The organism is Paenalcaligenes sp. GW821-LYS-B07-1 (genome assembly GCF_058803365.1).
On record NZ_CM179516.1, the window covers coordinates 727,885 to 747,825 of the forward strand.

The window sequence follows — 19,941 nt, forward strand, 5'->3', positions numbered from 1 at the left end:
CCCCAGTGGTGTAGATAAAAATAAACCCCGCCAAGGCGGGGTTTTATAGTGTTCTAAGGCTGTTGCGCCAACCTTTGAACGATAACCGCTGGGCAGGCGGTGGCTTTTTATTGTTGTAGTAGAACGCATAACACTGCCTAGGGCAGTATTGAACGTAAATTCTATTGTAAGCCTATTCTCAATGAAAATTTGATTATGGTTTATACCAAGAACTGAGAATAGTGTTGCATGTTACATGCTTTTGTTCATAAGTCCTTGTTGTTCCATGAATACTGCTTGCCCGGATTGTAGCTCAGTCTTAAACTTTCGCCTCAGTTAGCTACTCTTTTCTTCTTTTTCCTATGTCTGATTCTTATTTTCCCCGCTGGAAGCGCGTGTCTCACGTACAAGCGGATGGGGTAGTGCAGCCTGATGAATGCCTGCCTGGCCCACAAAGTGTGGCGATGGCTGCTCAGCACGTAGTAGCGATGTTCGGCTCTACTATTCTGGCTCCCTTGTTAATGGGTTTTGATCCCAACTTGGCCATCCTGATGTCGGGGATTGGTACATTGATTTTCTTTGTGTTCGTGGGCGGTAGAGTTCCTAGCTATCTGGGTTCCAGCTTCGCGTTCATTGGTGGTGTGATTGCCGTCACTGGTTATGCTGGTGTGGGCCCCAATGCAAATATAGGCGTGGCACTAGGTGCTATCATCATGTGTGGTCTAGCTTATACCCTAATTGGGGCATTGGTATGGGCCATGGATTACAAAGCCGGTCGTGCAGCAGCCATCATCAACCGCATGATGCCACCTGTAGTAACGGGTTCCATCGTTGCCGTAATTGGTTTGAACTTGTCGCCCATTGCCGCCAAAAGCGCGATGGGTGGCGGCACCTTCGATTCCATGATGGCGTTGATGACAGTCATGTGTGTGGGTGGTGTAGCCGTATTCACGCGTGGTGTAGTGCAGCGTTTGTTGATTCTGGTGGGGATGATCGTAGCGTGTTTGTTGTACGCGATTTTCACCAACGGTATGGGCTATGGCGTGCCTATAGATGTGAGCGGCGTGAGCAATGCCAAGTGGTTTGGTATTCCTAGCTTTTCATCTCCAGTCTTTGATGTACAGGCCATGAGTGTGATTGTGCCTGTGGCTATCATTCTGGTCGCAGAGAACTTAGGCCACATCAAAGCAGTGTCTGCTATGACTGGCCAGAACCTGGACAAATACTTGGGCCGTGCCTTTGTGGGTGACGGCGTAGCGACGATGTTGTCTGGTTCGTTGGGCGGTACAGGTGTGACGACATACGCTGAAAACATCGGTGTAATGGCAGCTACCCGTATTTACTCCACATTGGTATTTGTGTTTGCGGCCATTATTGCGTTGTTCTTGGGCTTTTCACCTAAGTTCGGTGCGGTGATCCAAATGATTCCAGGCCCTGTGCTTGGCGGTATGTCGGTAGTGGTCTTTGGTTTGATCGCTGTGGCCGGTGCTCGTATTTGGGTAGTGAATCAGGTGGATTTCAGCCATAGCGGTAACTTGCTGGTCGCAGCGGTGACCTTGGTTTTGGGGGCAGGTAACTTCTCCTTAGACTTTGGCATGATCCGTCTGGATGGTATTGGAACTGCCACCTTTGGTGCCATTATCTTGCAGGCTATTCTAGGCCAGCGGCAAAAAACAGCGTAAGCCTTGTTGAGGGTTTTCCTGTAACGGTAGTGCTTGCAATTTCTAGTGCTTTTGCCGACAATGTACCCAACCGCCCCAAGAAGCTTGGGGCTTTCTTTTCGACTATTGAGCCTGTGCAGGCAGCACGTCACAGTCGGAAAATTCCAGTGATCAGGGTAGCGAAACCCTGAAAAATGTAATGAGTGCGCCCCTGTAGAATGTGGGCGCTTTTTAATTGTTTATCAGGAATACTATGTCCGCGATCCCGTTGACAGCGCAGGGCGCAGAGCGCCTGCAGGCAGAACTGCACAGATTGAAAACCACCGAGCGTCCCGACGTTATCAACGCGATAGCTGAAGCACGTGCGCAGGGTGACTTGTCTGAAAATGCCGAGTACGAAGCCGCGCGCGAACGCCAAGGCTTTATCGAAGGCCGCATCCGCGAATTGGAAGGCACGTTGTCCAATGCGCAGATCATCAATCCAGCAGAGTTGGATGCTGATGGCCGTGTGGTGTTTGGTGCTACCATCCAAATCGAAGATCTAGACTCTGGCGAAGAGCTGAGCTACCAAATTGTGGGTGATGTGGAAGCCGATATCCGCTCACTGCGCATTTCTATTTCCAGCCCCGTTGCTCGAGCTTTGATCGGTAAAAGCGAAGGCGATGTGGTGGAAGTTAAAGCTCCCGGTGGTGTGCGAGAGTTTGAAATCATGCGCGTTCAGTACATCTAAGCCTAGGCCTAGAAACTGACGTAGATAAAAAAAGCCCATGCACTGTTGCATGGGCTTTATAATTTCAAAAGCAAATCAGTACGATTTAGCAGGTTTTCTAGGTTTGCTTAGGCTGCTAGGTGTACGCTTTCTACTTTGTGTGTCAGCTGTGGCTACACGGCTTGCAGGATTGGACGGCTGTCTAGAAGGTTTCTTCTTGGTTTTAGTGACGCCAACTGCAGCGAGTTTTTTAGGTGTGTAAGGCTCATTGGCTTTACGCACAGCACGGGTAGCAGGTTCGGAGGCATCCAACAGGTCTGGACGTTCAACATTGCGTCGGTAGATCGTTAAAATCTTACCGATATGGTGAATAGGTTCGGCCTGAAGGGAACTGCAAATAGTGTCGAAGGCGGCAAGACGGCTTTCACGGTCATCGCCGGCAACACGGATTTTAATCAGTTGGTGTGCATTCAAGTGCACGTCGATTTCTTTCAAAACTGCATCCGATACGCCCTTGTCGCCAATCTGTACTACAGGGCGAAGGGAGTGGGCAGCGGCGCGTAAATCGTTGCGCTGTTGGATAGAGATATTTAATGTGGGCATAGCCAAGATTGTACGGGAATGGGCAAGAAAAAAACTTCAAAAGCGTGGGTGCAACAGCATATAAATGATCCTTACGTCAAAATGGCGCAACAAAAGGGTTATAGGGCACGGGCGGCTTTCAAATTGTTGGAGCTGATTGATGCAGAAAAGCTGTTGCGGCCTGGCAACGTGGTGGTGGACCTAGGGTCTACACCGGGTAGCTGGTCTCAAGTGGCGCGTGAGCGCCTAGTAGGGCCAGGCGGCATTATTAATGGCCGTATTATCGCATTAGATCTGTTGGAAATGGAGCCTATTGAAGGGGTGGAATTCATCCAGGGTGACTTCAGAGATGATGAGATATTAGAAACTTTAGAAAAAACACTAAAAGGTGAAAAAGTAGACCTTGTAATTTCTGATATGGCCCCCAATCTATCAGGAGTAGCATCCGCTGATGCAGCGCGTATTGCCCACGTTTGTGAGATTGCTCTAGACTTTGCTGTGAATCACTTACGTCCTGATGGGGCGTTAATTGTGAAAAGCTTCCATGGAAGCGGCTTCTCACAAATCGTGAAACTGTTCAAAGAGCACTTTTTAAACGTTGCTGAGCGTAAACCTAAAGCCTCACGCGACAAGTCATCAGAAACTTTTTTGGTGGCTCGTAATTTAAAGCTTTAGAGTTGGGTTACGCGCTTTTTTATCGGGTAGAATGAGACTTACGGTTTCTGTTCAGCAATATGTCAGTCATGGCGTTGGGCAGTTAAAGAAACAGCAGGAGGTTGGCATTGAACAACTCATTTTCTAAAGTTGCGATCTGGATGGTGATTGCATTGGTACTGTTTACTGTGTTTAAGCAGTTTGACAGTCGCCCCGCAACCACCGACGGCGTAACTTACACACAATTCATGAACGATGCCCGTGGCGGACGCGTAAGCAAGGTGGATATCCAGGGCGATACCCTGTTTGTTACCCCTGATTCGGGTCGCAGCTACACCCTGACATCGCCCGGCGACCTGTGGATGGTTCCCGAGTTGGTAAAAGCTGGGGTGCAGGTGTCTGGGAAAGCGCGCGAAGAGCCTTCTTTCCTGGCTAGCATTTTCATTTCCTGGTTCCCAATGCTGTTGCTAATTGGGGTGTGGATCTTCTTTATGCGTCAAATGCAGGGTGGTGGCAAGGGCGGAGCATTCAGCTTCGGTAAATCCCGCGCTCGCATGCTAGACGAAAACACCAACCCCGTGACGTTTGCTGACGTGGCTGGTTGCGATGAAGCCAAAGAAGATGTGCAGGAACTGGTAGATTTCTTACGCGATCCAACACGCTTCCAGCGTTTGGGTGGTCGTATTCCTCGCGGTATTTTGATGGTGGGTTCACCTGGTACAGGTAAAACCTTGTTGGCTCGTGCGATTGCGGGCGAAGCCAAAGTACCATTCTTCAGCATTTCTGGTTCCGACTTCGTTGAAATGTTTGTTGGTGTGGGTGCCGCGCGTGTGCGTGACATGTTTGAAAACGCCAAGAAACACGCACCTTGCATCATCTTTATTGATGAGATCGATGCGGTAGGTCGTCAGCGTGGTGCAGGTTTGGGCGGCGGTAACGACGAACGTGAACAAACCCTTAACCAGTTGCTAGTAGAAATGGACGGTTTTGAAACTGGCCAAGGTGTACTAGTAATTGCTGCAACTAACCGTCCTGACGTATTGGATCCAGCGTTGCTGCGTCCAGGTCGTTTTGACCGTCAAGTGGTAGTGGGTCTGCCTGATATTCGTGGCCGTGAGCAAATTCTGCACGTGCACATGCGTAAAGTGCCTTTGGCCGGTAACGTAGATGCACAAGTGTTGGCTCGTGGTACACCTGGTTTCTCCGGTGCTGACTTGGCTAACTTGGTGAACGAAGCTGCATTGTTCGCGGCACGCCGTAATGGTCGTACCGTTGATATGCAAGACTTTGAAAAAGCCAAAGACAAGATCATCATGGGTGCTGAGCGTCGTACGATGATCATGCCAGAGGAAGAGCGTCGTAACACGGCTTACCACGAATCTGGTCACGCCTTGGTAGCACGTCTGTTGCCAAAAACTGATCCGGTCCATAAAGTTACTATTATTCCTCGCGGTCGTGCCTTGGGTGTGACCATGCAATTGCCAGAACAAGATCGTTACAGCATGGATAAAAACCACTTGCTGAACATGATCGCAGTATTGTTCGGTGGCCGTATTGCAGAAGAAGTGTTCATGAACCAAATGACCACGGGTGCTTCTAACGACTTTGAACGTGCTACACAAATTGCACGTGACATCGTGACTCGTTACGGTATGACTGATTCATTGGGCCCTGTGGTGTATGCAGAAAACGAAAACGAAGTATTCTTGGGTCGCAGTGTGACCAAGACGACTAACGTGTCTGAGGCCACCATGCAGAAAGTGGATCAGGAAATTCGCAAGATTATCGATGAGCAGTACAACATTGCTCGTAAACTCATCGAAGATAACAGCGATAAAATGCATGCTATGGCGAATGCTCTGTTGGAGTGGGAAACCATCGACGCAGAACAAATCGAAGACATCATGCAAGGTCGTGAACCACGTCCTCCAAAGGACTACAGTGACAAGAATGCAGGTGGCAAGTCGGATGAAAATCCTCCTGCTTCAGGTGCAAAACCAGCAGAGGACGGAAATTCAGCCGCCACCACTCCGGTTTAACCTTTACACTATATTTCCATGAATCAAACATGGCTTTGCGGGCGTTTCGAGTTAAGTCTCGAACGCCCGTTATTGATGGGTATTGTGAATATTACGCCCGACTCCTTTTCGGACGGCAATGCCCACTATCGTACTGACTTGGCATTGGAACATGCCAAGAAGCTCATTGCCGACGGCGCAGATATTCTAGATATTGGTGGCGAGTCCACCCGACCAGGCGCTGAGCCGGTATCTATAGAAGAAGAGCTGCGACGCGTCTTGCCTGTTATTGAGGGCTTGCGTGCGGCAAATATTCCCCTATCCGTAGACACTTTCAAACCTGCAGTGATGCGTGCTGTGCTAGATGCTGGCGCAGACATCATCAATGATGTGGCTGGTTTTCGCTCGGAAGAGGCTGTAGCGGCGGTACAAGGTAGTCGTTGTGGTGTGTGTGTGATGCACATGCAGGGCGAACCCAAAACTATGCAGCAAGCACCGCAGTACGACGATGTACTAGAACAGGTGCGGCGGTTTCTGATGCACCAGGTGCAGCGCTTGCGTACTGCCGGCCTGCGTCCTGAGCAAATTATGTTGGATCCTGGGCTGGGATTTGGCAAAACGGTAGAACAAAATTACCAGTTGTTACGCTCGTTGCCCCAGCTCCTGCAGGAAGGCTATCCTGCGTTAATAGGCCTATCACGTAAATCAATGATTGGACACGTAGTGAATAGGCCTCCCATGGAACGTGTAGCGGGTAGTTTGGCTGGCATGTTGGCCGCAGTGCGGTATGGTGCTGGCGTATTACGAGTACATGATGTTGCTGCCTCTGCAGACGCTTTGCGCGTCTGGAGAGCAGTAGAGACCGGAGTAATTGATGAACGCACGTAAATATTTTGGTACGGACGGCGTACGTGGTTTGGTAGGCGGTTCTACCATTAATGCGGAGTTTGCTCTACGTTTGGGCTATGCAGCAGGTAAGGTGTTTAGCCGCTCTTTGCATACAAAGAACAACAGACCAACTGTCATTATTGGTAAAGATACTCGTATCTCTGGCTATATGTTGGAGTCAGCACTAGAGGCTGGTTTGTCAGCCGCTGGGGTGGACGTATTGCTGGCGGGGCCCGTGCCTACACCAGCAATCGCTTACCTGACAAGTACCTTGCGTTTGACAGCAGGTATTGTGATCAGTGCTTCGCATAACCCGTATCACGATAACGGTATCAAGTTTTTCTCTAGCCAAGGCATGAAGTTGCCAGATGAAATCGAGTTGGCTATCGAGGAGGCATTGGACTCCCCGTTAGATTGTGTGTCTTCTGACAAACTGGGTCGAGCTCGCCGCTTAGAAGACTCCGCTGGGCGTTACATCGAGTTTTGTAAAAGCACCTTCCCCAATGAACTGGACTTGTCGGGTCTGAAAATTGTGGTGGATGCTGCTAACGGTGCTGCCTACCATATTGCTCCGCACGTATTTCGTGAGCTGGGTGCAGAGGTACATGCCATTGGTTGTGAACCAGATGGTTTCAATATCAATGCAGGTGTAGGCGCTACACACCCAGAGCATTTGCTAGAGGTGGTACGTGAGCTAGATGCAGACCTTGGCATAGCGCTAGACGGTGATGCTGACCGTTTGCAGATGGTTGACCGTTCGGGTAAGCTTTATGACGGTGACGAATTGCTCTATATCATCGTACGTGATCGCATGAAATCACGTCACGTGAAAGGGGTGGTTGGTACCTTAATGACCAATTTCGGTCTAGAAAAACGATTACGTGAGTTGGGTGTGTCGTTTGCCCGCGCCAACGTAGGGGACCGTTACGTTTTAGAGCAATTGTTACAAAGAGGTTGGTTATACGGTGGCGAAAGCTCAGGGCACTTGCTCTGTCTGGATTACCACACCACGGGTGATGGAATTATTGCCGCGCTACAGATACTGACCGCGCTTCGTCATGACAATTGTCAATTGGCTGACTTGGTAGCAGACCTTAAAATGTATCCGCAGACCATGGTCAATGTAGTGTGGGAGCAGGGAAGGGATTGGCGACAGCATGAAGGGCTGGTACAAGCCAAAAATGAAGTGGAAGCAATGTTGGGTGATCAAGGGCGAGTATTGATCCGAGCTTCCGGTACAGAACCCAAGTTACGCCTGATGGTGGAAGCCGAAACGGCAGAGCTCACCGAGGCTGGCATAAATAAACTACAGTCGGTTGATGTTACAAAATAGACATATAGATATCAAGAACCTGCAATATCGGCAAGGCATGATAGAACAAACGCTTTGGAGGCCACTATGCTAATTCCAAGAAAGTCTGTTTCGCAGGGGAAGATCACTCAGTCGGTCTGGAGCAATCCAGAAGCCCGGGGCATACAGCTTAGACTGGTGCAAACACCGGAAGAGCTGAGGGCTGTGCAAAAGTTACGCTACGACGTGTTTACTAGCGAAATGAATGCCGTCTTTCCCAGTGCCGATTTAGGGCTGGATATAGATCAATACGATGAACACTGCATCCACTTTATGGTGGTAGACGAAGAGAAAAAGCAGGTGGTAGGTACCTACCGCATGCTGATGCCCGAAGGTGCAAAGAAAGTAGGGGCGTATTACTCTGAGTCTGAGTTTGATATCTCGGCACTGAAAGACGTGCGCGATAGCGTGGTTGAAGTTGGGCGTTCCTGCATACACCCTGCCTATAGAAATGGCGGTGTGATTATGCTGCTATGGACGGGCATTATTTCGCTTACGCACCAAGCAGGCTTTCGTTACTTACTGGGTTGTGCGAGTGTGAGCTTGCGTGACGACGGCGTAACAGCCGCAAAAGTATGGCGCGAAGCCAAAGACTTTATGGAGCGTAATCCTAACGTAGTACGCTTACAGCCTTTGCATCGCTACCCCGTAGAAAAGCTCAACAGCCAATTGCCAGCACGTATTCCACCACTGATCAAAGGTTACCTGAACTTAGGTGCTCAAATCTGCGGTGAACCTGCATGGGACCCTGACTTTAATACAGCGGACTTTCCTATTCTGCTAGACATGGAAGAAATGGATATACGCTATAAACGTCACTTTGGTATTGCAGACGAAGAGTAAATAAAAAAACCAGGCATTTGTCTGGTTTTTTTATGCTGCACGGTACGGTTTACTTAGTGGTTTTGAGTTTGACACTCAGTAAGCCTGTACGCTCCCATTGCTGCTGTTCAGTGCGCAAAGCAAACTCGGATAACGGACGAGCTGCTAGCCAGTCTTTATTCGTGTGTATGAACAGCTTTTCTGGGGTGTTTTGTAGGTGTAGGGGAAGCTCTTCTAAGTCTTCACGTCGGCGCATCAGCATGACGGCCAAGCGCAAACAGAGCAGCGCCTGCCAGTGTGTAGGTTCTGCTTCAAAAGAAGGCAGCTTAGTGAGCTTACTTTGATGGCCTCGGGTTAAGAAGGCCAACAGAAACTGGTCATCTTTGGAAAAACCAGGCATATCTGCGTTTTCCAGCACATAGGCGGTGTGGCGGTGATAGTCGCTATGCGCGATGCTCAGGCCCACCTCATGCAATGAGGCTGCCCAACCTAATGAACGACGTAGTTCTTGGTTCTCTTGATTGTTCACCAGCGCTAACTGATCGAACAAGGTGAGTGCAGCAGTTTTAACGCGTGTGGCCTGCTTGATATCCAGATGGTAGCGTTTGCTTAGTTGTATAACGGTTTCTTCACGTTTATCGCGTTCAGAATCACGTCCAAGCAGGTCGTAGAGCACACCCACACGCAACGCGCCTTCACCGGGTAACATGAGCTTGATCTTCAGCTCTTGGAACACCGCAATCATGATTGCCAGACCAGCCGCTAGCACCGGAGCACGGTGTGGCTTGATGTCGGGTAGCTCGCTAATTTTGACGGTGCGATCACGCACTAGTTTGGCTTTAAGCTGTTCCATGCCTTCCAACGTAATGCCCTTTTTAGACATCTCGGTGGCTTGCAGGATGGCAATAATACCTTTGGCAGTACCCGACGAACCATAGGCTTCTTGCCAGCCAGTTTTACGGTATTGCTTGGCAATGCCTTCTAACTCATTACGCGCCGCCAGAATGGCTTTCTGCATGCGAACTTCGGTAATGGTGCCGTCTGGAAAAAACCGGTCGGTATAGCTGACACAGCCCATGGATAATGACGACAGCAACATGGGCTGAAAGCCTTTACCAATAATGACTTCCGTAGAGCCACCACCTATATCAATCATTAGGCGTCGGTTAGGGGAAGGGGGGAGTTCATTGCTGATACCAGAGAAAATCAAGCGAGCTTCTTCGTAGCCGGAGATCACTTCAATGGGGAAACCCAAAGCGTTCTCGGCAGCTTCAAGCAAGGCCTGACGGTTTTTGGCAACGCGGAAAGTGTTGGTGGCGACTGCACGTACTCGATTGGGGTGAAACCCCGCAATACGCTCGTGAAAGCGTTTCAGTACGGAGACGGCACGTTCAACCGCTTCAGGATGTATGCGTTTGTCTGCGCTCATACCAGAGGCAAGACGTACGGATTCATTCAAGCGATCTACCGCATAGATCTGAGCATGACCATTATGCTGTTCCACTCTGCCTATAGACAGGCGAAAACTATTTGAACCCAGGTCAACCGCTGCGAGTAGTTGTTCCATTATCTGTGCTTAGTGCTGACAATTATTATGCGATTATACGTATAAGCTACCAACTATGGCACGGTAAATATCAAGGCAAACTATGGGGCTGTAAAAAGCACATACACCTTCTTTGTTATGAACTTTCATAAAACTGTCAAAATAGCAGTGTAAAAAGTGTGACGACGGCAACGATGAGTACCTTTTGAACTATGCTCCCTTCTCCTGATGCGATTTTCTTAAATCGCGAACTTTCCCTGCTGAAATTTAACGAACGTGTGATGGCCATGGCGGAAAACCCCACGGTGCCATTGCTGGAGCGACTGCGTTATCTATGTATTGTGAGCTCGAATCTGGACGAGTTTTTTGAAATTCGGGTGTCCAGTCTTAAAGAGCAAATCCTGCAAAAAAACGATCACGTGGGTGAAGATGGTTTTACACCACAGCAAGCCTTCGATAAGGTGCAGCAGGCAGCTCACACGCTGGTCGATAAACAAAATAAGCTGTTGGTGCACCATGTGCTGCCGCAGTTGATGGAAGAGGGCATTGGTTTACTGATGCCTAATACCTGGACGGATGAAATTCGTGAGTGGGCCTATGAGACCTTTAGCCGCGAAATCATGCCGTTGCTCACGCCTATCGGCTTAGACCCGGCGCATCCGTTTCCACGTGTGTATAACAAGAGTCTGAATTTTATTATTCAGCTTAGTGGTTCAGATGCCTTTGGGCGCACAGGTTCTATTGCCATTGTGCAAGCTCCTAGAGCATTGCCACGATTAATTGCGGTGCCACCAGAAATCGCTGGTATTCCGCATGGCTACATGTTGTTGACGTCGTTGATCAAGGCATTTGTGGGCGAACTGTTCCCCGGCATGATCTTGGACGGCGTCTACCAGTGGCGTGTGACACGTAATAGTGATTTGTTTGTAGACGAGGAAGAGGTCACTAACTTGCGTCAAACCCTGCAAGGGGAGTTGTCGCAGCGTAATTTTGGTGCGGCTGTACGCTTGGAAATAGACTTGTCTGCACCCGCCAACCACGCTGAATTTTTGCAGCGCGAATTTAACCTGACTGAAGCGGACACGTACCGTGTGTTGGGCCCGGTGAATTTGTCTAGGCTATCGAGGTTGTGTGATAACGATGATCGCCCAGACCTACTGTTCCCGCCCTACCGTGCGCCAGTGCCTGCGCCATTTGATCTGTTGGATGATGATCCTAGTGACTTTTTCAACGTATTGTCTAAGTCAGATCAACTGTTGCATCACCCGTACCAGTCCTTCTCGCCTATTTTGAGTTTCTTGCGTGCCGCAGCGTTGGATCCACATGTGGTGGCGATTAAACAAACGATTTACCGTACCGGTGAAGATTCCGAGCTGATGAGTGTGTTGCTGATGGCAGCCAGGGCCGGTAAGGAAGTGACGGTAGTGGTAGAACTGATGGCACGTTTCGATGAGCAAACCAATATTAATTGGGCAGCACGTCTGGAAGAAGTGGGCGCGCACGTTAGTTACGGGGTAGTAGGGCATAAAACGCACGCCAAAATGGCGTTAGTGCTACGCCGTGAAAAAGGCTTGATTCGTCGTTATGGCCACTTGGGTACGGGTAACTATCATCCACGTACAGCCAAACTGTATGAAGATTTTGGTTTGCTTACCGCCGATAACGCGATTTGCGAAGATATGGACAAAATTTTTGCTCAGTTAACTGGCTTGGGCGCTAGACGTAATCTCACATGTTTATTGCAAGCGCCATTTACCTTGCATGAAGCCATGATTGCGCACATACACCAAGAGCGTGACAACGCGCTGGCCGGTAAGAAAGCCAAAATTATGGCGAAGATGAACTCGCTGCTAGAGCCACGCATCATCAAAGCGTTGTATGAAGCCAGTCAGGCGGGTGTGAGTATCTCGTTGGTGATTCGCGGTATTTGTGCATTACGCGCAGGTGTGCCGGGGCTATCTGAGAATATTCAGGTGCGTTCTATTGTGGGACGCTTCTTAGAGCACTCTCGCGTGTTCTATTTCTACAATAGCGGCGAAGAAAATGTGTATTTGTCATCTGCAGATTGGATGGAGCGTAATTTCTTCCGTCGCGTAGAGCTGGGTGTGCCTGTATTAAACAAGCGCTTGAAACGTCGTGTGATTACCGAGTCCTTTACGTATTCGATGAAAGACAACCAATTGGCATGGAAGGCCTTACCTGATGGTAGATATGTACGTGTAAAAGGCCGTGGCAAAGCCGTGAATGTTCATCAGTTGTTGATGGATAAGTTAGGGCCAGGCAACAATAAATCCTAAGATGTCTACATGTCATGAACATGTAATATTTGGGTTTTACTATAGCTATACGTGCAGGGATGTGCCTGTATAACCAAACGAATATCCATCTCGAGGGTGTCTAGATGTTGAAACGAGTTTTTTCTAAAGTTGCTGTGGTCGTTACGTTCGGCGCTCTGGCTGTGTCGGCACAAGCAACTAATATCACTGGTGCTGGTGCATCTTTCCCTTTCCCAATTTACGCTAAATGGGCTGCCTCCTACCACACAGAAACTGGTAAACAAGTGAACTACCAGTCCATCGGTTCTGGTGGTGGTCAACAGCAGATTATTGCAAAAACTGTAGATTTCGGTGCTTCTGATGACCCGATGAAAAGCGATGCATTGACTGAAAACAACTTGCTGCAGTTCCCAGCCATCATTGGCGGTACAGTGCCTGTAGTAAACGTTGAAGGCGTGGCTCCTGGTCAGTTGCGTTTGTCTGGTGAAGTATTGGCTGACATCTTCTTGGCAAAAATCACTAAATGGGATGACGAAGCGATCAAAGCGCTGAACCCAGAACTGACACTGCCTTCCGCATCCATCATTGTGGTACACCGTTCAGACGGTTCCGGTACAACATTTGGCTGGACTAACTACCTGTCCAAAGTATCCAACGACTGGAAAGAACAAGTAGGTGAAGGTAAAGCTGTTAAATGGCCTACAGGTCAAGGTGGTAAAGGTAACGAAGGCGTTGCCGCTTACGTACGCCAGCTGAAAAACTCCATCGGTTACGTTGAGTACGCTTACGCCAAACAGAACAACCTGTCTTGGACACAGCTGCAAAACAAAGATGGTCAGTTCGTACAGCCTTCCCAGGCTTCCTTCGCCGCCGCAGCCGCGAATGCTGACTGGACTAGCGCTCCTGGTATGGGCGTGATCCTGACTAACGAAACTGGTGCTGAGTCCTGGCCTGTAACGTCCGCTTCCTTTATCTTGGTACACAAAGTGCAAGATAAACCTGAAAACGGTAAAGCTGTGCTGGATTTCTTCAACTGGGCTTTCGAGAACGGTGCTCAGCAAGCCGAAGAACTGGATTACGTAGCGTTGCCTAAAGAAGTGACTGATCAGATTAAAGCCAGCTGGGCTGCAGAGATCAAAGCAGCTGATGGCACAGCTATCTGGAAATAAACAGCTTTTGCTTCAAGTTGTAGTGTAAAAGCGTAATTCTTCGAGGACGGTTCCAACCTGTTAGGTGGTTCCGTCCTTGTTATGTGACAATTACGCTTTGTTAATTTGGGATACGTGTTGGTGTCCCGTACAATTTACACAAAAATGGGGCACGATCCCGAGACGCTGTTATGAAACAAACCCAGAATTCTTTCTTGGATGCCATATTCAAGAACCTGACCCGCTCTTTTGCTTTCTTAGTATTTATCCTTCTTGCTGGGATCATGGTGTCCCTGATCTACGGTAGTAGGGAATCTATTGCAGAGTATGGTCTGTCTTTCCTCTGGACCAATGAGTGGGATCCTGTACGTAACGAGTACGGTGCATTGGTACCAATCCTAGGTACGATCGCAACATCCTTTATCGCACTGCTGATTGCCGTGCCAGTATCCTTCGGGATTGCGATGTTCTTAACCGAGCTGTCACCAGTTTGGTTGCGTCGTCCACTGGGTACAGCGATTGAGATGTTGGCGGCTATTCCGTCCATCATCTACGGGATGTGGGGGTTGTTTGTGTTTGTGCCCCTGTTCCAAGAGTATGTACAGCCAAGCCTGATTTCCTTGTTTGAAGGTGTGCCAGTATTGGGAGCTATCTTTGCGGGGCCACCCTTTGGTATCGGTGTGTTCACAGCAGGTTTGATTCTGTCCATCATGATTATTCCGTTCATCACCGCCGTTATGCGCGATGTGTTTGAACTGGTGCCTTCCTTGTTGAAAGAGTCAGCCTACGGTTTGGGTAGCACGACATGGGAAGTGACCTGGAAAGTGGTATTGCCCTTTACCCGTAACGGGGTAATTGGAGGGGTGATGTTGGGGTTGGGTAGGGCCTTGGGTGAAACCATGGCAGTAACCTTTGTGATTGGTAATGCCTTTAATTTGCCAAACTCCATCTTCGCGCCGTCCAACTCCATCGCGTCTGCGCTGGCGAATGAGTTTAACGAAGCGGGCGGTATGCAGAAATCGGCATTGTTAGAGCTGGGCCTGATTCTGTTCTTGATCACCACCGTTGTGTTGGCCTTGTCCAAAGTAATGTTGCTTCGCTTGTCTAAGAGCGAAGGTAGCAAAACTTAATAGGAAGGCGACATTATCATGACTACAAAACCAACTTCTATCCTGAACCTGAATAACTCGGTGTACAAACGCCGCTCTGTGATCAACAAGCTGATGCTGACGCTGTCGTTTATTGCGTTGATCTTTGGTTTGTTCTGGTTGTTCTGGATCATTATTACGCTGCTGATCAAAGGTGCCTCGGCACTGAGCTTTAGCCTTTTTGTGGAGTCCACTCCTCCTCCGGGCAGTGATGGTGGCTTGCTGAATGCCATCTTGGGTAGCTTTATGATGGCAGGTATGGGTACGTTGATCGGTACGCCAATAGGTGTATTAGCCGGTACATACTTGGCTGAATATGGCCGCCGTGGGTGGTTGGCTCCAGCGACTCGTTTCTTGAACGACGTTCTGCTGTCCGCACCGTCCATTATTATTGGTTTGTTTATCTATGCTACGTATGTGGCACAAGTAGGCCATTACTCAGGTTGGGCAGGTTCGCTGGCTTTGGCGATTCTGGTGATTCCTGTGGTGGTGCGTTCTACCGATAACATGCTGCAGTTGGTACCTAACAGCTTGCGTGAAGCCGCTGCTGCATTGGGTTGCCCACAATGGCGTGTGGTCACAGCGATCTGTTATAAAGCGGCTCGCTCAGGCATTATCACTGGTGTTCTACTGGCTATCGCCCGCATTATGGGTGAAACAGCGCCGCTGCTGTTTACCGCTTTGAACAACCAGTTTATGTCCATGAACATGAATGGCCCTATGGCCAACTTGCCAGTGGTGATTTTCCAATACGCGGCAAGTCCTTTTGAAGACTGGAACCGTCTGGCATGGGCCGGCGCTGTACTTATTACCTTGTTTGTGCTGGGCATCAACATTCTTGCCCGCTCGCTGTTCCGCAACAAGTAGATTGAACCGGAGTAACCATGTCAGAACAGACAACGACTATGCAAAATTCGAACACAAAGCTGGAAATCAAAGATCTGAATTTTTACTACGGTGGTTTCCATGCGTTGAAAAACGTCAACATGTCCATCCGTGAAAAGAAAGTGACGGCGTTTATTGGCCCATCCGGTTGCGGTAAGTCCACCTTGTTGCGTACCTTCAATCGTATGTTTGAGCTGTACCCCGGCCAACGCGCAGAAGGTCAAATCTTGCTGGATGGCGAGAACCTGCTGACTTCTAAGCTGGATATCTCCTTGATCCGCGCCAAAGTGGGTATGGTGTTTCAGAAGCCAACTCCGTTCCCAATGAGCATCTACGACAACATCGCTTTTGGCGTGCGTTTGTTTGAAAAGCTCAGCAAAGGTGAAATGGATGAGCGTGTGGAATGGGCGCTGACCAAGGCAGCGTTGTGGAACGAAGTGAAAGATAAACTGCACCAGAACGGTAACAGCTTGTCCGGTGGTCAGCAGCAGCGTCTGTGTATTGCTCGCGGTGTAGCGATCAAACCAGAAGTATTGTTGCTAGACGAACCTTGTTCAGCGCTGGATCCTATCTCTACCGCTAAAGTGGAAGAGCTGATCGCTGAGCTGAAAAGTGATTACACCGTCGTGATCGTAACGCACAACATGCAGCAAGCGGCACGTTGTTCCGATTACACCGCCTACATGTACTTGGGCGAGCTAATGGAATTCGGCGAAACAGATCAAATCTTTGTGAAACCTACTCGCAAAGAAACTGAAGACTACATCACAGGTAGATTCGGTTAAGCTGCTACACGGTGTGTAGAAATAAAAAACCTGCCAGAGTTGATGCTCTGGCAGGTTTTTTTAACTGTTAGGTTTGTCCAGCAGCACAATATTCCATAAAAAACGGCAGGGTCTGTCACTGGTGTTAGCAAAGGAGTGCTGGGTATGGGTGGGGATGCGGAAGCTGTCACCTGTCTCCAGTAACACCGAGTGATTGTCTAAACTGACCTGCAGTTTCCCCTCAAGTACATAGCAGAATTTTTCGCCGGTGACGTCCATGTATTTGACCTCTCCAGAGCGAGCTCCTGATTCTAGGATAATTAAATATGCCTCAATTAGTCCAGGAGAGTCAGGGGAGGTAAGGTACTTACTCATCCCCGCTTTATTCAGAATTAATCTACGTTGTTCGTCATGGCGCACTATGTAGCGTTCTGAAGAATGATGATGTTCAGGTTCATCAAAAAAACGCGCAATAGGTGTACCTAACGCCATGCTCAACATACGTAATGAGCGCATAGATGGATCTGTAAGATTACGTTCAATCTGGCTGATTAGGCCTGCTGACATGCCGCTCAGATTGGCTACCTGCTGTAAGGTCAGCCCTGCTTGCTGCCGCAGTTCTCGAATGCGCAGGCCAAAGCGGAAGCTCTCGTCCGCTGGATCAGTGGGTGAGTATACGCGTGACACGGCAGTATTTGTCTCCGAGTTTCAAGAAATCATTGCCCGTTTATGAGTGGCCTCTAGGGATAACCCCAGAGAGAATCGTATTGACGGTACTTCAGTAAACCTATAATAATTTTAGTGTGATTAAAAAATTATAAGAAGCAATTTAGCACAATTAAATTTCGAGAGAGACAATATCATGCACAAAATTGATCCTACCTTAGCTCTATCTGTTGGGCAATTCACCCGACGTCGTGTTATTCAACTGGGCTTGTCTTGCTGCATGGGATTAAGTGTCTTCAGTACTGCGTTGTGGGCACCACAGGCAGTAGCGGCTCCACCTAGTAGCCCTACAGGGCAAGTAGTGATGGGGTTGTCACAAGAGCCCACCATTTTGCACCCTTTAATTTCCTCTATCGAAGCTGATCATGGGGTGTGGTGGAATTTGTACGATCCTCTGTGGGCACCAGACGAAAAGGGGAATTTCGTACCACGTTTAGCGGTAGAGGTACCGACTGTAGAGAATGGTGGGATATCTGAGGATGGCCTGACATGGCGCGTCAAACTGCGTGATGACGTGGTATGGCACGATGGTGAGCCCTTTACCGCTGCAGATGTGAAATACACCTTAGATTTGATTAATCAGGAAGGGTTTAATACTCGTACGCGACAAGGCCATGAGCTGATCGAGAAAGTAGAAATCATTAACGATCACGAAATTATGTGGACCATGAAAGAGTTGTACGCTCCGTACATTTCGCAATTGAGTTCCACCTTCATGGTGCCTAAACATGTTTTGGAAAAAGATGCGGATCCTAATGCTTCCAGCATGAGCCAAAAGCCTGTTGGCACGGGCCCATTCAAATTTGATAGTCGAGTACCCGGTGACCGTGTGGTGCTGGTAGCAAATGAGCAATATTACGGTGATGGCCCTTATTTGCAGCGCTTAGAGTTTAAATACATTCCAGATATGAATGGGTTGTATACCCAGTTCCGTACGGGGCAAGTAGATGCGGTTGGTATACAAGGCATTCCGCATAACTTCTACGATGAGATTAAGGATGTACCGGAGTTGGATGTGCACGTTGTACCTATCGCATCTATCGAAGGGATTGCCATTAACCATGAGCATCCAATTCTGTCTGAAAAGGTAGTGCGTCAGGCGTTGTTTCATGCGATTAACCGTGATGCCATCGTAGAACTCATTTATTACGGCCTACCTGAGACGACAGAAAGTTTCCTACCCAAAACCTCATGGGCCTATGCCGATGATTTACCTGCCCAAGAGTACAACTTAGAAAAAGCGGCCCAGCTGTTAGATGAGGCTGGTTGGAAAATGGGTGCAGACGGTATACGCGAGAAAGATGGTAAGAAACTGTCCTTTATCGTGGCTACCACCTCAGGTAATGAGTTGCGTGCTCAGACTCAGCAACTGATACAACAAGATTGGAAAAACATTGGTGTAGAACTGAAGATCAACAATATGCCAGCAGCGGTTATGTGGGGTGATCACTGGTTTAAATCGCAATTTGAGTCGGTTCTGGTCAGTGTGAACTACATGACGGGTAACGATCCCGATGCTAACTATCGCTTCAATAGTCGTGCGATTCCAGCTCAAGGCGGCAGTGGCAGTAATGTGGGTCAGTATAAAAATCCAGAGGCGGATGCGTTGCTAGAGAAAGGGCGTAAGACCATGGACCTAGAGGGACGTAAAAAAATCTATCACGATCTACAGCATGTGCTGCGTGAAGACCTGGTGATCTTGCCGCTGTATCAGACGGTACATGTAGAGGGGACCAAAAAAGGTTTGGAGGGTTTCACACCTAACGTGAACGTGTTGTCCAACGCATGGAATGCGGGTTCCTGGTACTGGGATAAATAAACCATGGCAAATTTTATTGCACGACGGCTGTTGATGGCTGTTGGCATCTTGTTGCTGGTGACAATGATAGGTTTCACGGTGCTGCATATGGCACCGGGAGGCCCAATGTCCCAGTTTGCAGCCAGCAGTGATTTAAGTGCCGCAGATATTGCCGCCATTGAGGCTCGCATGGGGCTAGATCGCCCAGTTTACATACAGTACCTAGATTGGGTGTGGCGTATGCTGCAGGGCGATTGGGGCGCATCATTCCGCGACCAACAACCAGTACTGTCCGTGATTGGTTCGCATTTGGGGGCCACCTTCCAGCTCATGATAGCGGCAACGGTTTTGGCGGTATTGCTAGGTGGCTGGATAGGAGTAATGGGGGCGATACGTCGTAACTCATGGTTTGACTCTATTAGCACTATTGCGTCCATGATCGCTATTTCCATTCCCACGTTTTGGTTTGGCTTGATAGTGATTTATGTGTTTTCCATTGAGTTGCAATGGTTGCCTTCAGGAAACCGCTATACAGCAGGCGATGGATCTTTCTGGAATTACATCCATCACTTGATTGCTCCCTCTATCGTGCTGGCATTGGTATCAACGGCAACATGGAGTCGCTATATGCGTTCTTCTATGTTGGATGCCATGAGCCAAGATTTTGTGCGTACTGCACGGTCTAAGGGGGCTAGCGAAAGCCACATTTTATTTGGGCATATTTTGCGTAATGCCATGCTGCCCATGATTACCGTAGCAGGTTTGCAATTACCTATGTTGCTAAGTGGAGCCTTGGTAACCGAGACGGTATTTGCATGGCCAGGTATGGGGCGATTGTTTTTGGACTCTATCAGCTACCGTGATTATCCCGTGGTGATGGGCGTGTTGATGTTTACCGCCATCTTGGTTCTGTTGGGAAGCTTATTGGCTGATTTGCTGTATAGCGTGGTGGATCCACGTATACGTGAGCACTAAGGGGTAAAACT

Annotated in this window: 17 protein-coding genes; 14 read left to right on the plus strand and 3 right to left on the minus strand. The window is 48.9% G+C overall.

The genetic code is table 11. From position 1 onward, the window contains the following. Positions 1–341: 341 nt before the first annotated feature. Together AC3QL0_RS03475 and greA are read left to right on the plus strand one after the other, a co-directional pair. Positions 342–1,661: a solute carrier family 23 protein gene (locus tag AC3QL0_RS03475; protein ID WP_430224229.1), complete on the plus strand. Its 1,320-nt coding sequence runs from the start codon at positions 342–344 to the stop codon at positions 1,659–1,661. Positions 1,662–1,893: 232 nt separating this feature from the next. Then, entirely contained in the window at positions 1,894–2,370 is a 477-nt protein-coding gene (greA, locus tag AC3QL0_RS03480) for a transcription elongation factor GreA (RefSeq protein ID WP_493010097.1), read from the plus strand. A 75-nt stretch (positions 2,371–2,445) separates the two neighbouring features. On the opposite strand, the gene AC3QL0_RS03485 is transcribed toward greA, so the two are convergent. Further along, positions 2,446–2,952 (minus strand): YhbY family RNA-binding protein, encoded by a 507-nt coding sequence (locus tag AC3QL0_RS03485; protein ID WP_135863950.1) that lies wholly within the window; start codon positions 2,950–2,952, stop codon positions 2,446–2,448. An 18-nt stretch (positions 2,953–2,970) separates the two neighbouring features. On the opposite strand from AC3QL0_RS03485, the gene AC3QL0_RS03490 reads away from it, so the two are divergent. The 5 genes from AC3QL0_RS03490 to AC3QL0_RS03510 all read left to right on the plus strand — a co-directional run bounded on the left by AC3QL0_RS03490 (position 2,971) and on the right by AC3QL0_RS03510 (position 8,685). Next, the gene (locus AC3QL0_RS03490) at positions 2,971–3,606 is read left to right on the plus strand and encodes an RlmE family RNA methyltransferase (RefSeq protein ID WP_493010098.1); all 636 of its coding nucleotides are present in this window, start codon (positions 2,971–2,973) and stop codon (positions 3,604–3,606) included. Between the two features lie 107 nt (positions 3,607–3,713). Then, complete coding sequence (gene ftsH, locus AC3QL0_RS03495) at positions 3,714–5,624, plus strand: ATP-dependent zinc metalloprotease FtsH (RefSeq protein WP_493010099.1); 1,911 nt, start codon at positions 3,714–3,716, stop codon at positions 5,622–5,624. Positions 5,625–5,642: 18 nt separating this feature from the next. Beyond that, entirely contained in the window at positions 5,643–6,491 is an 849-nt protein-coding gene (gene folP / locus AC3QL0_RS03500; protein WP_493010100.1) for a dihydropteroate synthase, read from the plus strand. Continuing rightward, positions 6,478–7,824, plus strand: a complete 1,347-nt coding sequence (gene glmM / locus AC3QL0_RS03505) for a phosphoglucosamine mutase (RefSeq protein ID WP_493010101.1) — start codon at positions 6,478–6,480, stop codon at positions 7,822–7,824. Before folP ends, glmM begins: the two co-directional genes overlap by 14 nt. Positions 7,825–7,890: 66 nt before the next feature. Continuing rightward, positions 7,891–8,685 (plus strand): GNAT family N-acetyltransferase, encoded by a 795-nt coding sequence (locus AC3QL0_RS03510; protein ID WP_493010102.1) that lies wholly within the window; start codon positions 7,891–7,893, stop codon positions 8,683–8,685. A 49-nt stretch (positions 8,686–8,734) separates the two neighbouring features. Here AC3QL0_RS03510 and AC3QL0_RS03515 read toward each other — a convergent pair whose 3' ends face one another. Beyond that, complete coding sequence (locus AC3QL0_RS03515; RefSeq protein ID WP_493010103.1) at positions 8,735–10,231, minus strand: Ppx/GppA phosphatase family protein; 1,497 nt, start codon at positions 10,229–10,231, stop codon at positions 8,735–8,737. A 191-nt stretch (positions 10,232–10,422) separates the two neighbouring features. Here AC3QL0_RS03515 and ppk1 point away from each other — a divergent pair, with 191 nt between their 5' ends. The 5 genes from ppk1 to pstB all read left to right on the plus strand — a co-directional run bounded on the left by ppk1 (position 10,423) and on the right by pstB (position 16,452). Further along, positions 10,423–12,507 carry a polyphosphate kinase 1 gene (gene ppk1, locus AC3QL0_RS03520; protein ID WP_493010104.1) on the plus strand — a complete coding sequence of 695 codons (2,085 nt, stop codon included), beginning with the start codon at positions 10,423–10,425 and terminating at the stop codon, positions 12,505–12,507. 104 nt (positions 12,508–12,611) lie between these two features. After that, positions 12,612–13,655 carry a phosphate ABC transporter substrate-binding protein PstS gene (gene pstS / locus AC3QL0_RS03525; protein WP_493010105.1) on the plus strand — a complete coding sequence of 348 codons (1,044 nt, stop codon included), beginning with the start codon at positions 12,612–12,614 and terminating at the stop codon, positions 13,653–13,655. Positions 13,656–13,825: 170 nt separating this feature from the next. Further along, positions 13,826–14,764 carry a phosphate ABC transporter permease subunit PstC gene (pstC, locus tag AC3QL0_RS03530; protein ID WP_135866727.1) on the plus strand — a complete coding sequence of 313 codons (939 nt, stop codon included), beginning with the start codon at positions 13,826–13,828 and terminating at the stop codon, positions 14,762–14,764. Positions 14,765–14,782: 18 nt separating this feature from the next. After that, positions 14,783–15,649: a phosphate ABC transporter permease PstA gene (gene pstA / locus AC3QL0_RS03535; RefSeq protein WP_493010106.1), complete on the plus strand. Its 867-nt coding sequence runs from the start codon at positions 14,783–14,785 to the stop codon at positions 15,647–15,649. Positions 15,650–15,666: 17 nt separating this feature from the next. Further along, complete coding sequence (pstB, locus tag AC3QL0_RS03540; RefSeq protein WP_135866731.1) at positions 15,667–16,452, plus strand: phosphate ABC transporter ATP-binding protein PstB; 786 nt, start codon at positions 15,667–15,669, stop codon at positions 16,450–16,452. A 60-nt stretch (positions 16,453–16,512) separates the two neighbouring features. Here pstB and AC3QL0_RS03545 read toward each other — a convergent pair whose 3' ends face one another. After that, on the minus strand, positions 16,513–17,118 hold the full coding sequence (locus AC3QL0_RS03545; RefSeq protein ID WP_493010107.1) for a cupin domain-containing protein: 606 nt from the start codon (positions 17,116–17,118) through the stop codon (positions 16,513–16,515). A gap of 175 nt (positions 17,119–17,293) precedes the next feature. Between AC3QL0_RS03545 and AC3QL0_RS03550 the strand changes: the two genes are divergently transcribed. Together AC3QL0_RS03550 and AC3QL0_RS03555 are read left to right on the plus strand one after the other, a co-directional pair. Then, positions 17,294–18,976 (plus strand): peptide ABC transporter substrate-binding protein, encoded by a 1,683-nt coding sequence (locus AC3QL0_RS03550; RefSeq protein WP_493010108.1) that lies wholly within the window; start codon positions 17,294–17,296, stop codon positions 18,974–18,976. A 3-nt stretch (positions 18,977–18,979) separates the two neighbouring features. Then, positions 18,980–19,930: an ABC transporter permease gene (locus AC3QL0_RS03555; protein ID WP_493010109.1), complete on the plus strand. Its 951-nt coding sequence runs from the start codon at positions 18,980–18,982 to the stop codon at positions 19,928–19,930. The last annotated feature ends 11 nt before the right edge of the window (positions 19,931–19,941 follow it).

Excerpts from the sequence above, each read along its gene's own strand:
- pstB (WP_135866731.1), top strand. The coding sequence starts at position 15,667 with ATGTCAGAACAGACAACGACTATGCAAAATTCGAACACAAAGCTGGAA.
- folP (WP_493010100.1), top strand. The coding sequence starts at position 5,643 with ATGAATCAAACATGGCTTTGCGGGCGTTTCGAGTTAAGTCTCGAACGC.
- AC3QL0_RS03510 (WP_493010102.1), top strand. The coding sequence starts at position 7,891 with ATGCTAATTCCAAGAAAGTCTGTTTCGCAGGGGAAGATCACTCAGTCG.
- AC3QL0_RS03550 (WP_493010108.1), top strand. The coding sequence starts at position 17,294 with ATGCACAAAATTGATCCTACCTTAGCTCTATCTGTTGGGCAATTCACC.
- AC3QL0_RS03490 (WP_493010098.1), top strand. The coding sequence starts at position 2,971 with ATGGGCAAGAAAAAAACTTCAAAAGCGTGGGTGCAACAGCATATAAAT.
- glmM (WP_493010101.1), top strand. The coding sequence starts at position 6,478 with ATGAACGCACGTAAATATTTTGGTACGGACGGCGTACGTGGTTTGGTA.
- AC3QL0_RS03485 (WP_135863950.1), bottom strand. The coding sequence starts at position 2,952 with ATGCCCACATTAAATATCTCTATCCAACAGCGCAACGATTTACGCGCC.
- ppk1 (WP_493010104.1), top strand. The coding sequence starts at position 10,423 with ATGCTCCCTTCTCCTGATGCGATTTTCTTAAATCGCGAACTTTCCCTG.
- AC3QL0_RS03475 (WP_430224229.1), top strand. The coding sequence starts at position 342 with ATGTCTGATTCTTATTTTCCCCGCTGGAAGCGCGTGTCTCACGTACAA.
- AC3QL0_RS03515 (WP_493010103.1), bottom strand. The coding sequence starts at position 10,231 with ATGGAACAACTACTCGCAGCGGTTGACCTGGGTTCAAATAGTTTTCGC.
- pstC (WP_135866727.1), top strand. The coding sequence starts at position 13,826 with ATGAAACAAACCCAGAATTCTTTCTTGGATGCCATATTCAAGAACCTG.
- greA (WP_493010097.1), top strand. The coding sequence starts at position 1,894 with ATGTCCGCGATCCCGTTGACAGCGCAGGGCGCAGAGCGCCTGCAGGCA.
- pstS (WP_493010105.1), top strand. The coding sequence starts at position 12,612 with ATGTTGAAACGAGTTTTTTCTAAAGTTGCTGTGGTCGTTACGTTCGGC.
- AC3QL0_RS03555 (WP_493010109.1), top strand. The coding sequence starts at position 18,980 with ATGGCAAATTTTATTGCACGACGGCTGTTGATGGCTGTTGGCATCTTG.
- pstA (WP_493010106.1), top strand. The coding sequence starts at position 14,783 with ATGACTACAAAACCAACTTCTATCCTGAACCTGAATAACTCGGTGTAC.